At 41.3% G+C, this 12,463-nt stretch carries 16 protein-coding genes and 1 other annotated feature; of the genes, 1 reads left to right on the forward strand and 15 read right to left on the reverse strand.

The features are described from left to right. Window positions 1–15: 15 nt before the first annotated feature. The 11 genes from CYJ36_RS09225 to minC all read right to left on the reverse strand — a co-directional run bounded on the left by CYJ36_RS09225 (window position 16) and on the right by minC (window position 8,766). Window positions 16–459 carry an ACT domain-containing protein gene (locus CYJ36_RS09225; RefSeq protein WP_101566971.1) on the reverse strand — a complete coding sequence of 148 codons (444 nt, stop codon included), beginning with the start codon at window positions 457–459 and terminating at the stop codon, window positions 16–18. Window positions 460–523: 64 nt separating this feature from the next. Continuing rightward, window positions 524–1,810, reverse strand: coding sequence for a GTPase ObgE (obgE, locus tag CYJ36_RS09230; RefSeq protein ID WP_101566972.1), 1,287 nt, complete (start codon window positions 1,808–1,810; stop codon window positions 524–526). Window positions 1,811–1,833: 23 nt separating this feature from the next. After that, window positions 1,834–2,382 (reverse strand): sporulation initiation phosphotransferase B, encoded by a 549-nt coding sequence (locus CYJ36_RS09235; protein ID WP_101566973.1) that lies wholly within the window; start codon window positions 2,380–2,382, stop codon window positions 1,834–1,836. 404 nt (window positions 2,383–2,786) lie between these two features. Further along, window positions 2,787–3,080, reverse strand: a complete 294-nt coding sequence (rpmA, locus tag CYJ36_RS09240; RefSeq protein WP_070879464.1) for a 50S ribosomal protein L27 — start codon at window positions 3,078–3,080, stop codon at window positions 2,787–2,789. A gap of 1 nt (window position 3,081) precedes the next feature. Then, a complete protein-coding gene (locus tag CYJ36_RS09245) occupies window positions 3,082–3,435 on the reverse strand; it encodes a ribosomal-processing cysteine protease Prp (RefSeq protein ID WP_101566974.1) in 354 nt (117 codons plus the stop codon). A gap of 11 nt (window positions 3,436–3,446) precedes the next feature. Beyond that, window positions 3,447–3,755 (reverse strand): 50S ribosomal protein L21, encoded by a 309-nt coding sequence (gene rplU, locus CYJ36_RS09250; RefSeq protein ID WP_070879462.1) that lies wholly within the window; start codon window positions 3,753–3,755, stop codon window positions 3,447–3,449. A gap of 15 nt (window positions 3,756–3,770) precedes the next feature. Then, window positions 3,771–3,855 (reverse strand) — a sequence feature (ribosomal protein L21 leader region). Window positions 3,856–3,907: 52 nt separating this feature from the next. Continuing rightward, window positions 3,908–5,344, reverse strand: coding sequence for an Rne/Rng family ribonuclease (locus CYJ36_RS09255; protein WP_101566975.1), 1,437 nt, complete (start codon window positions 5,342–5,344; stop codon window positions 3,908–3,910). Between the two features lie 87 nt (window positions 5,345–5,431). Further along, window positions 5,432–6,298, reverse strand: coding sequence for a M50 family metallopeptidase (locus CYJ36_RS09260; RefSeq protein WP_101566976.1), 867 nt, complete (start codon window positions 6,296–6,298; stop codon window positions 5,432–5,434). Then, complete coding sequence (locus tag CYJ36_RS09265) at window positions 6,291–7,067, reverse strand: M23 family metallopeptidase (protein WP_101566977.1); 777 nt, start codon at window positions 7,065–7,067, stop codon at window positions 6,291–6,293. The genes CYJ36_RS09260 and CYJ36_RS09265 overlap by 8 nt, the downstream gene beginning before the upstream one ends. Window positions 7,068–7,273: 206 nt before the next feature. After that, window positions 7,274–8,080: a septum site-determining protein MinD gene (gene minD / locus CYJ36_RS09270; protein WP_101566978.1), complete on the reverse strand. Its 807-nt coding sequence runs from the start codon at window positions 8,078–8,080 to the stop codon at window positions 7,274–7,276. 2 nt (window positions 8,081–8,082) lie between these two features. After that, on the reverse strand, window positions 8,083–8,766 hold the full coding sequence (minC, locus tag CYJ36_RS09275) for a septum site-determining protein MinC (RefSeq protein WP_101566979.1): 684 nt from the start codon (window positions 8,764–8,766) through the stop codon (window positions 8,083–8,085). Window positions 8,767–8,878: 112 nt separating this feature from the next. Here minC and CYJ36_RS24360 point away from each other — a divergent pair, with 112 nt between their 5' ends. Then, window positions 8,879–9,004, forward strand: a complete 126-nt coding sequence (locus CYJ36_RS24360) for a hypothetical protein (RefSeq protein WP_257962434.1) — start codon at window positions 8,879–8,881, stop codon at window positions 9,002–9,004. On the opposite strand, the gene mreD is transcribed toward CYJ36_RS24360, so the two are convergent. The 4 genes from mreD to radC all read right to left on the reverse strand — a co-directional run bounded on the left by mreD (window position 8,989) and on the right by radC (window position 12,425). After that, a complete protein-coding gene (gene mreD, locus CYJ36_RS09280; RefSeq protein ID WP_101566980.1) occupies window positions 8,989–9,507 on the reverse strand; it encodes a rod shape-determining protein MreD in 519 nt (172 codons plus the stop codon). The genes CYJ36_RS24360 and mreD overlap by 16 nt on opposite strands. Next, entirely contained in the window at window positions 9,507–10,397 is an 891-nt protein-coding gene (gene mreC / locus CYJ36_RS09285) for a rod shape-determining protein MreC (protein WP_101566981.1), read from the reverse strand. Before mreC ends, mreD begins: the two co-directional genes overlap by 1 nt. 202 nt (window positions 10,398–10,599) lie before the next feature. After that, window positions 10,600–11,622 carry a rod shape-determining protein gene (locus CYJ36_RS09290; RefSeq protein ID WP_101566982.1) on the reverse strand — a complete coding sequence of 341 codons (1,023 nt, stop codon included), beginning with the start codon at window positions 11,620–11,622 and terminating at the stop codon, window positions 10,600–10,602. A 119-nt stretch (window positions 11,623–11,741) separates the two neighbouring features. Continuing rightward, window positions 11,742–12,425: a RadC family protein gene (gene radC / locus CYJ36_RS09295; protein ID WP_224768225.1), complete on the reverse strand. Its 684-nt coding sequence runs from the start codon at window positions 12,423–12,425 to the stop codon at window positions 11,742–11,744. Window positions 12,426–12,463: the final 38 nt, after the last annotated feature.

The raw sequence follows: 12,463 nt of genomic DNA on the forward strand, positions 1-12,463 counted from the left end.
AAGAAATCCTCTCCCCTAAGCTCCTGATCCTAATATCTCTACTTTCTCTACAAATTCAAGCCGTTTAAGCTTTGCCATAACGGTGTTAATATCTTCTTTCATTCCATTTGTGTTCAGTGATAGCGTGACATTGGCGCGGCCCTGAAGCGGAATTGTCTGATGAATGGTCAGAACATTGCACCCGGCTGTTGCAACGACAGCAAGCAGCTGTGATAATGTGCCTGATCGATCCTCAAGGTGAAAAAAGAGGGTGATAATCCGTTCGTTTACCATCGTATGAAATGGAAAAACAGCATCACGGTATTTATAATAAGCGCTTCTGCTCATGTCTACACGCTGAACGGCTTCGGCAACAGAATCTGCTTTTTTGCGCTCAATCAGCTTTTTGACTTCAAGCGTTTTCCTCATTGCCTCCGGCAGGACATCTTCCCTTACTAAAAAAAAGGTTTCTTCTTTCATAACCTGCTCCTTTTCTCTATCTGCCTGTGAAAAAAGAAGAGCGGCTTAAGCTCTTCTTTTTAGGCTACTCAATAAATTCAAATTCGAATTCAAGCAATCGCACGATATCCCCGTCTTTTGCACCTTTTTGACGAAGGGCTTCGTCGACACCCATTCCGCGGAGCTGTCTTGAGAAACGGCGAATCGATTCCTCACGCAGGAAGTTCGTCATCTTAAAGAGATATTCTACTTTCTCTCCAGATACGACAAATGTTCCATCACTGTCACGGGTAATTTCAAATTCTGCAGCTTCTTTATCGAATTTATAAAGAACGCGGTGATCGGAAAGATCTTCTTCCTCATATAGCGGGAATTCAGGTGTCTTTTCGATCGTATTCATAATTTCAAACAAGAGATCACGTACACCTTCACGCGTTACAGCTGAAATAGGGAAGATTGGAAGATCGTCCTCAAGCTTCTCTTTAAAAGCTGCCAGATTATCTTGTGATTCCGGCATGTCCATTTTGTTTGCAACAATGATTTGCGGTCTTTCAGTAAGTCGTAAATTATATTCTTTCAGTTCTTCGTTAATTGTTAGGTAGTCCTCGTAAGGATCACGTCCTTCACCGCTGGACATATCAATCACGTGAACGATAACACGTGTTCTTTCAATGTGGCGGAGGAATTGATGACCAAGTCCAACACCTTCATGTGCACCTTCAATCAAACCAGGCAAATCTGCCATAACAAAGCTGCGGCCATCACCAGTTTCAACAACACCAAGGTTTGGCACTAGCGTTGTAAAGTGATATTCGGCAATTTTTGGTCTTGCTGAGCTTACAACAGACAGCAAAGTTGATTTCCCAACACTCGGGAAGCCAACTAAACCAACATCTGCAAGCAGCTTTAGTTCCATGATGATATTGCGTTCTTGCCCTGGCTCACCATTTTCAGATAGCTCGGGAGCAGGGTTTGAAGGTGTTGCAAACCGGCTGTTCCCGCGTCCTCCGCGTCCGCCTTTTGCGATAACCGCCTGCTGGCCGTGTTCTGTTAAATCAGCAATAACAGCTCTTGTTTCTTCATCCATAACCACTGTTCCCGGCGGGACTTTAACAATCATTGGCGTTGCATTTCTGCCATGCTGATTTTTTGACATCCCGTGCTGTCCGCGGTCTGCTTTAAAATGACGCTGATAACGGAAATCCATTAATGTGCGCAGTCCTTCTTCTACTTCGAAAATAACATCTGCACCTTTACCGCCATCTCCGCCGGCAGGTCCGCCCTTTGGAACATATTTCTCACGGCGAAACGCAACAAGTCCGTTTCCGCCGTCGCCGCCTTTTACATATATTTTCACCTGATCTATAAACATGGTAATCCTCCGCTCCAAGCCAATTATGTAACTCCGACCGTAACGGTCAGTTCATCCGGGGATAGTTCATAATGCATGACTGACACTTGATTGCTTTCATTTGATTTCAGCCAATTCAGTAATATTGCTTTCTCTGTTATTATGCCTTTAAAATCAAAAAAGAATCGAACTTGTCCTTTATTGGCTTCTGTTTCAATTGTAATACTGATATGATTCTCTGAACATCTGTCAACCGATTCATCAAGAATTTGAAAAAATTGTCTGCACCAGTCGGTTACCTGAAGGTCATAGTGTGACAAGTCTTCAATGGAACCCAGCACTTCATACTCCAATGAATAATGATGCCTATTCCAATTAAACGTCATTAACAGACTTGCAAACGAAAGCATTTTTAAGTTGCACAGCTTTGATTCACTTTGTGCCTCAATGACGATTTCTTCGATAATCTGCTGGACGCGATCGTGTCTATTTAATGATAAATTTCCTTTTATTAATTGCAGCTTATTCATCCAATCGTGACGTGAATGACTTAACACATCGACAATATTCCACTCTTCATTTGTTTTTTTCATTTCGGCACTCCTACTCCCTTTTTTCTCTATTCTTTTTCTCTAGGAGCTTTAAGTCTTGGAAACTGAATGTCGTACTAAATTATAACAAACTATTTAGGGGAAAATAAGTGCAATTTGAAAAAAGCAAGAGGAAATCAAGGTTTCGGGGAGATTTTAGGGAATAAGAACAAACGCGGATAGCGCCTAATCAGTCCATGGAGAAAATAGGAATGGCCGAGATTCTTTTCACATTGATTATTCATGTGTTTAATCGTCCGAGGTTAATTACCACGTTAAATGTCAAAAGTCACTTAACCCGAAGGATGCGCTCTTACCTTCTTCTTACCCATTAATATCCACAGCTGAAAATTGTTCCTGTAAATGAAGAAAAACTCTAACCAGAGGCTAGAGTTTTCCTAAAAGAATTATGCTTCTTGTGCTACAGGATATACGCTAACTTTTTTACGGTCACGTCCGAAACGCTCGAAACGTACAACTCCGTCCACTTTCGCGAAAAGAGTGTCGTCACCGCCGCGGCCAACGTTTTCACCTGGGTAAATTTTCGTTCCGCGTTGACGGAAAAGGATAGAACCACCGCTTACGAATTCGCCATCCGCACTTTTAGCACCAAGGCGCTTAGAGATTGAATCACGACCGTTCTTAGTAGAACCTACTCCTTTTTTAGAAGCGAAGAACTGAAGATCTAAACTTAAAAACATTCTAGTCCACCTCCTGCTGATTGTTATTTATCGTAATTTTTATGAAATGTCCATAGTTCAATTCAATTGACTGAAGCGATACGAGCATGCCTTCAAGCAGCAGCTGAGCCTGTTCGCCCGCTTTCTGCCCGAGTTCATGAGGCAGCTGAAACGAAAGAAATCCTCCGTCTCCTCCCTGTTCAACAATCGGCGTTATGCCTGTTAACTTATGTATCGCATTAACAGCGCCAAATACGACAGCAGATGCTCCGGCACAGACAATATCTTTTCCATGTACATCGAAATCGGCATGTCCAGATAATGTAAAGGATTCAATTAAACCGCCGCTTGAGCGGTTAATGACTGCTTTTATCATCTTAAAAGGCCTTAAGCGTTGATTGCGTCAATAACAAGTTTCGTGTATGGTTGACGATGACCTTGTTTTTTGCGGTAGTTTTTCTTAGCTTTGTATTTGAATACAGTGATCTTTTTAGCGCGTCCTTGTTTTTCAACTTTCGCTGTAACAGTCGCACCATCAACGATCGGGCTACCAACTTTCACGTCATCTCCGCCAATGAATAAAACTCTGTCAAAAGTAACAGTGTCGCCTTGTTCACCAGCAAGCTTTTCAACGTAGATCGCTTGACCAGCTTCTACTTTGATTTGTTTTCCACCAGTTTCAATAATTGCGTACATTCCTATGCACCTCCTAATTAAACTCAGACTCGCCAGCAAACAGGTGATCCGGAGCAATCCGAAAAGCTTTGTACCTGCATCTGTGCGGTTGTAGCACGGGTGCTACAATCAATAACATAACAATACTATCAAAATAGGCCTATGTATGTCAATTATATTTTATCTTTATTTTTCATGAGCGCTCTAATGATTTCACGATCGCCAAGCTGAACAATTTTATATCGATCGATCCATTCCGTATTTACCTTCAGAAAAATCTCAAAGTGCAGAACCTGTTCTAAACGCTTGAGATGAACATCATTTTTGCCTCTGAATGCTTCTGCTGCCTCATAAGGCAGTTCAATTAATGCAGCTTCATGCTCCATAAATTGAAGTTCCCACAGTTCTCTTTCTAATTTAAACGCCACCGTATCAGGCGACAGCACTTGTCCTGTTCCGCTGCAAACGGGGCAATGGCGCATTATTCGGGATGCTAAATCTGGCCGCACCCTCTTTCGCGTCATTTGAAAAATATTCATTTGGGTAAATCCGATCATTCTCGATTGAACACGATCCCTTTTTGCTTCTTGCAGCATTTCCTTCAATACAGCTTGCTTGTCTTCATGATGATTCATATCAATAAAATCAATGATAATCATTCCGCTTAAATCACGCAGTCTGATCTGCCTTGCAGCCTCTCGTGCTGCTTCGATATTTGTTTTCAGCACAGTCTCACGCAAAGATGACTTACCTGAGAATTTCCCTGTATTCACATCGATTGCCGTTAACGCTTCCGTTTGATGTATCACTAGATAGGCCCCGTTTTTCAGCCAGACAATCCGTTTCAGCGCTTTATCGATTTCATGTTCAATTTTATAAGCATCAAAAATAGACAGTTTTGACTGATGAAAATGCACTTCCGTATTTTCATATCGGCTTTTTAAATCTTGAGTAAGCTCGAGATCATCGCAAATGATTTTCTGAATCGTTGCCGGATCAATTTCCCTCAGAATCCGGTCGAAGAAGGGTGTGCCTTCAGTTAAAAGGGCGGGAGCCTTTATTTGTGTATTCTCCAGCAGATCCTCGTATTTTTTCTTTAAATATTGATATTCTTTATAAAGCGTGGCTTCTGCCTGTCCATTAGCGGCGGTACGGAAGACAAGACCTTCGTTATCCCCGCAAAAATGAGTGCCAAGCGTTTGGAGGCGTTCCCTTTCATCAGGATTCTCAATTTTTTTGGATACAGCAATATAGCCAGAAGTCGGCATATAGACAAGATACTGTCCGCCAAATTCAAGATTTGCTGTCAGCTTTGGCCCTTTGTGTTCTGTTGCTTCTTTTGCAACCTGCACAAAAAGCTGCTGACCTTCGTGCAGGCTGCCTGCTTTTAATATGGCAGGCAAATCATTCATTGAAAGATAGCCATTCTTCTCTTGTCCGATATCGATAAAGGCGGCCTGCATCCCCTGCAGGAAATTCAAAACACGGCCCGCATAAATGCTGCCGGCCGTTTCATTTATATGATGAACGTGAATCTCTTGAACGACTTCATCTTCAAGCAGTACACAGCGATTTTGCCCGCCTTTTGCATTTAATACTAACGTACGCAATGGTAATCCTTCTTTCTTTAAGGCTCTTTCTTATTTTTTCAACTCGTATAATAATATTTTTTATTTACTCATTTTATCAAAATTACGTCAATAATCATAATTCAATTCCCCTACTGTCGATTGAGTTCTTTTATCAGCGAAAAAGGCATGAAGAAGTTCATTCTCATCCAGTTCAAACAGCTTCTTCCCATTGCGTTCAACAATAATCGGGTGCTTGCATCCTCTTCTGAATTTCAGCAGTGTTTGAAAAATGGGTTCCCCCTCATCCACGACAATTGGCATTAATGTCGCGGGATCCTGCTGATTTCCATAATACCTTTCCAGCAAAAATCTCATGCTTACATAACTGCGATGCTTATGCTCCATATATAAAGAATAAATAAGAAAACCCGCTATCACCCATACGTTCAGCTGCTGCGGAAATAATATTAAAAAAACAAGAAGATAAAGCGCCAGACATAGTGCTGACACCATCAGCATGGCCCTATGTGCATCCTGATAGGGCCGTGTCATGGATACAAATAGAAAAAGCAGCTTTCCCCCATCCAGGGGCCATATCGGCAGAAGATTGAACAAAAGAATCATGCCATTATAAAAGGTGAAAAGCTGATATGTTTCGTAACTGAGCAAGCCGAAAAACTGAAGTAGAAAAGCCGCCCCCTGAAGCCAGATATGCTGAAAGGGCCCGGCGAGAATCGTCAAAAGTTCTTCTTTCAAAGGACGGTTGCCGTGCTCATCCACTTCTGCAACTCCTCCAAAAGGCAATAGAACGATTGACTTCAGACGCCAGTTGAAATGTTTCGCTGTCATTGCATGTCCGAGCTCATGAACGAATACAATGAAGAGCAAGATCAGCAGTGACTTAAAATGAGCGGTCATAACGGAAATCCCCATGATCAGCCAAAGGATTGGATGAAAATGAATGTGAAGAAAGACAGATAAATATTTAGTCAAAGGATATCACCTGAATCGGGTCAATAAATTGATCTCCCTTTTTAATCGCAAAATAATACGTTCCTTTTTGATCTTTATCCGTTTTGATTTTGCCGACTGCTGTTCCGCTTTCTACAAAATCGTAAAGCGACACTTCTGCCTTTTCTAAATTCCCGTACCAGCTTTTCGTTGTATCGTCATGAAGAACAACAACCGTCAATCCAGAGTCTTCTTTCTCTCCAATCTCAACAACCGTTCCTTCGTTCATAACTTCAACAAGATCGCTGCTCGTTTCAACCATTACGCCCTGTCCATTATCTTCAAACGTCTCAAGCACTTTTCCGGAAGCAGGTGCTGTAAATACTTTTTCCTCAGCAGGAGCCTGCTGATCGGGCGTTTTAATTAATGAGAGCGGATCACCAAACTGGTCACCGTACCATTTTGAAATCATTGCGAATTGAAAATCCTCTTCAAACGTACTGGAAACCACTTGCTGAACTTTTTCAAACGGCGGGGAATCATTCTTAAATACAATGGCTGAAACAAGGACTAAACAAGCCCCGATGAGCAGCTTAAACATAAACACATCAGGCTTAAATAATGGATGAGACCCGCCTCCTCCACCACCGCCAGCCTCATACGAGTGGAAATCTCCTCCTCCAAATTTCTCTTCATCTGTGAATGATAGATTGGGCAGCTGTTTCTGAGGCTTAATCCTCTCAGTCTCCAAACTGCGGTCCCGTTTCCTTTTAGCCATTCTCTTGCGCAAATCATCCGCTCGATTACCCATTGCCACACCCATCCCCTCATGTCACATTTATTCAATTTTATGCCTTGTCCGAACGGAATATGACAAGCTTGGAGGGTCAGAATAGAAGTGAATTTTTTTAATTCGTTGTGTAATTAAAAGATTCATCTTAGAAAATGGGTTTTGAGAAAAAAGCAGCCGAAAAAAAACAATCTCCTAAACTCAGAGATTGCTTTTCTCACACTAATCTATACTCTTACGCCAAAAAAGCGTTTTATTTTCGTAAAGACTCCAGTATTAGGATCTTCTAATGATTGCAGCGGAATGGATTCGCCCAGAATGCGGCGGGCAATGTTCCGATATGCAATAGAAGCGCGGTTGTTTGAATCCATTGCAATCGGCTCTCCATTGTTAGAAGCTTTAATCACATCATCGTCATCCGCGACGATGCCGATTAAATCAATAGAAAGATGGGTAACGATTTCATCTACATCGAGCATGTCCCCATTTTTAACTAAATGGTTGCGGATTCGATTGATGACAAGCTTTGGCGGCTCAATGCTTTCTTCTTTTTCAAGCAAGCCGATAATACGGTCTGCATCGCGAACAGCTGAAATTTCGGGTGTAGTAACTACAATGGCCTTGTCAGCACCCGCGATAGCGTTTTTAAAGCCTTGTTCAATACCTGCTGGACAATCGATAACGATATAATCGTAATCCTGTTTAAGCTCATCAACAAGCTTCTTCATTTGCTCAGGGTTAACTGCTGATTTGTCGCTCGTCTGTGCGGCGGGCAGCAAATAAAGCAGGTCTTCAAACCGTTTATCTTTCACAAGTGCCTGATGAATTTTGCAGCGGCCTTCAACAACATCCACTAAATCATAAATAATGCGATTTTCAAGTCCCATCACAACATCAAGATTACGCAGGCCAATATCTGTATCAATCAGACAAACTCGTTTTCCTAAAATCGCTAATGATGTTCCTAAATTAGCTGAAGTCGTTGTTTTCCCAACTCCGCCTTTGCCAGAGGTTATAACGATAGCCTCACCCACGGTCAAATTCCCCCTTCAAACCTTGTCAAGTTAGGTCGTAAATGAGTCAACTGCTGCAGTCGATCAATGATGATAGTTTCATTTTCATCTATGTAAGCACATTCCATCTCGTGCTTCTCTGTCTGACTATGATCAGGGGCACGGCTTAAAATTTCACAGATTCTAAGCTGTGACGGTTTCATCACCGAAGCGGCAATGATTGCCGATTTATTCCCGTCATATCCAGCATGGGCAATTCCTCTCAGCGTTCCCATAATGAAGATATTTCCCCGTGCAATGACTGTTCCGCCAGGATTGACATCTCCAATCAGCAGCAAGTCACCTTCCACTTTTAGCACCTGTCCAGAGCGAATCATTTTAGCAACAGAGACCACTTCTGCTTCTTTTTTCATTTGCAGTGCATGATCTTTTGTCACAACGTTGCTTTCAAACGTTTCAACAACCAGATTTCGTTTTTTCTGTATAACAGCCTCAATTAAATCCTGCTGTTTTTTATGAAGGAGACGATTTCCCGCTTTTACATTAACGGTGATGTATGGTCCATCTTCATGAATATATTGCTTCAAAGATAACATTTGCTCAAGTTCATTCAGCAGTTCTTCAAAAGAACAAGAATCATCGAGATGCAGCGTTAATCCATCTTTTGTACCTTTAATAGTGACAAATTGCTGTTTTTGAGCCTTCATGACGTTCACCTCAACGACTATACTATTTCGACAGATATATGCAATCTTCCTCTTTTTTTAGGCTCTTTTCTTAAAATTAGTTGGTTTAATGTGAAAAAAGGCCGTCACAAAAATGAAGAGAATTAAGAAAGAAACCATTCTGGCTGAAGACCCAGCATATCTGTCCTTGCTAATCGTGTTTTACCAGAATGTGAATCATCAATATGAAAAACGAAAAACAGACTACTCATCCAGATAGTCGCTCTTTATTTTTGACAAAAAGCGGCTCATCGGATAAATGAGAATGACTGCCCCAACGGAATTTGCAATCAAAGTAGGCAGCAGCCTCAAATTAGTAAAATCATAGAATGATAAATGGGAATAGCCGATCAGCATTTGTATTCCGTATAAATAAAATTCCAGCAGCGTTACAGCAAGCAGAGACAGGAAAAGGACGACAAGCATATTTCCATGCAATGCTTTTAATGCTTTTGAAATCAAATAAGCAAACAGCGGATAAGCAAATAAATAAATGCCTAAAATTTCAGTGTACACAATGTCATGCAGCAACCCAAAGACAATACCATAGATCAATCCGAATTTTTGACTGTGATACGCTGTAATAAATACAAGTGACAGCATGACAAAGCGCGGAATAATGACTTGATCATCAGATGTAAACGGAAGCTCAATCAAGTCAACAAACGTACTTTCAGATATAAAAATAAATAACATCAAAAGAGGAAGGAGAATACGGTTCATTATTCTTCCTCCTCCTCTGGATCCATATTATCAATATCAATGGTTTCTTTTACACGTTTTGTAACAAACACACGATCAATATCATACAGGTCAGCTTCTGGTTTAATGTATGCCATTTGTGAAAGTCCATAGGAATCAGGCTCTACCTCCATAACTTCCCCAATGACAAGACCTGCAGGGAAAATTCCGCTGCTTCCTGATGTGACAACCTTTTGTCCTTTTTCAATTGGAACATCAGATTCAATTTTCTTAAGCAGCAGGGCTTTTTTCTTCTCATCATATCCTTCGATTAAACCAAAGATATTTGGCTGCCCTTCCTTGCCCTGAATCTCAGCAGCGATACGATTTTTGCGGTCTGGAGAACTTAAAAGCTGTACCGTAGAGTTGAATTTAGACGTGTTTTTAACTTTCCCAATCAGACCTTTATCCGTAATTACTGCCATATCCTTTTGAATTCCGTGCTGTGAACCTTTATCAATGGTAATCAGGTCAAACCAGCGCCCCGGATCTGGATTTCTTGCAATCAAAGTGGCAACAATCGGATTATATTCTCTAAGAGACTCAGCACCAAGTTCAGCTCTGAGCTTTTCATTATCCCGTTTCAGTTCCTGTACTTCTGTCTCGATTTTCATATGCTCATCAAGCTTGCTTTTCAGCAATTTATTTTCTTCATATGTATTTTTCAAATCGCCGACATTCTCAAAGAAGCCCGCTACATATTGTGCGGGCTTATGAAAAACGGTTTGGAATAGTCCTGTTGAATCTTTAACAAATTGTTCTGGCCATGTCAGCTGTCTGTCCTCTTTTAACGAGTAACCAATCAATGCCACTAAAAAGATAATGCTAACCAGCAACAATATAAGTCGTTTATTCAAGAAAAACTGTGGCATGTGACTTTACACCCTCTTAATGTTTAGCTGTTTTCGCAAAGATTGTTGTTTTTTCGAAACCGGCTTATTCACGTTTCTCACTAGGATTTCTTACTCTTTTCTAATCATTCATTTGACTTGATCCATGAAATCACAATTGAACGTATGAATACGATTCGAAAGCAACAGTGTTTTAGAAAAGAGCCTAATGTTTATTTCACAATTAGCGGCTGTCTCTTGCTTTTGTTTTGAACAAATGAATATGCTCAAGAGCTTTCCCTGTACCGATTGCAACACAATCAAGCGGGTTTTCTGCAATTAAAACAGGCATATTTGTTTCTTCACTGATTACTTTATCAATATTGCGAAGGAGCGCACCCCCGCCAGTCAGAACAATCCCGCGGTCCATAATATCAGCCGCAAGTTCAGGCGGTGTTTTTTCAAGTGTGTTTTTAACAGAATCAACAATTGAGTTCACAGTGTCGCGAAGAGCTTCAGCGATCTCTTTTGCCGTAATTTCAATCGTTTTAGGCAGACCTGTCAGCAAATCACGGCCGCGGATATCCATATTCTCGACACCTTCGGCAGAACCTGCAGATCCGATTTCCATTTTAATAGATTCGGAAGTGCGGTCTCCAATCATCAAGTTGTACGTTTTGCGGATGTAATTGACAATCGCATCATCCATTTCATCACCGGCAACGCGAATGGACTGGGAAGTAACAATACCGCCAAGCGAGATAATAGCTACCTCTGTTGTACCGCCGCCGATATCAACGACCATGCTTCCAGTCGGTTCCCATACAGGAAGATTTGCACCAATTGCAGCTGCAAATGGCTCTTCTATCGTATAAGCATCGCGTGCGCCTGCCTGTCTTGTCGCATCAATGACTGCACGCTCTTCTACTGCTGTAATGCCGGAAGGAACACAGACCATAACATAAGGTTTACTTGAGAAAATACCTTTACCTTTTGTTGCTTGTTTTATGTAATACTTCATCATTGCTGCAGTTGTTTCATAATCGGCAATTACGCCATCTTTCATCGGGCGGAGTGCCACAACATTTCCAGGAGTACGTCCAATCATATTCTTTGCATCATTCCCTACTGCTACGATAGACTTAGTGTCAGTCTGCATCGCTACAACAGATGGCTCACGAACCACAATTCCTTTTCCTTTTACGAAAACAAGGGTATTAGCAGTACCCAAATCTATACCAAGGTCTCTTGTCCCAATTCCAAACATCAGATGTATCTCCCTTTCTAAAAACCGAATTACTTTCTACTATTTTTTTAAAGTGGTTATTTGAGATCTAAAAAAACTCATAAACACTATTATAGCGTAATTACGCAAAAATAAAAGTGTTACAAATATCCTTTTTCTTTTAAACTCACATATTTTTGCTCACCGATAATAAGATGGTCCAAAAGTTCAATCCCTAACATTTTACCACACTCTGTTAATCTTTTTGTGACTTCAATATCTTCACGGCTTGGAGATGGGTCCCCAGATGGATGATTATGAATACAAATAATAGAGGCGGCAGAGCGTTTCAAAGCTTCCTTGTATACTTCCCGGGGGTGGACGATCGAGGCATTCAGACTTCCGATAAATACAGTCTGCTTATGAAGCACTTGGTTTTTGGTGTTTAAATAAAGGCAGACAAAATGCTCCTGAGATAAAAATCGCATTTCTTCCATTACATAATTTGCGCCATCTTGTGGCGATTTTATGACATATCGGTCTTCATAGGCGAGACGGTTAATTCTTCTGCCAAGCTCAAGGGCCGCCAGAATTTGCACGGCCTTTGCTTCACCAATTCCAGAAATGCACGTCATTTCATCAACAGTTGCTTCCTTAAGAAGTCTTAAGCCTTCAAAATGATTCAAAAGTCTGTTTGAAAGCTGCAGGACAGACTCCTTTTTCGTGCCCGTTCTAAGCAAAATGGCGAGTAATTCGTGATTAGCAAGACTTGCCGGACCATCATTCATTAATCGTTCGCGCGGTCTGTCTTCCTCAGGGAAATCATGGATTTTAACGGCTTCCAAGATCGGTTCCTCCTTGTTTCCCTCTCTGCTTTCTATCT

Source organism: Bacillus sp. UMB0893 (assembly GCF_002858905.1).
Classification (GTDB): domain Bacteria; phylum Bacillota; class Bacilli; order Bacillales; family Bacillaceae; genus Bacillus_P.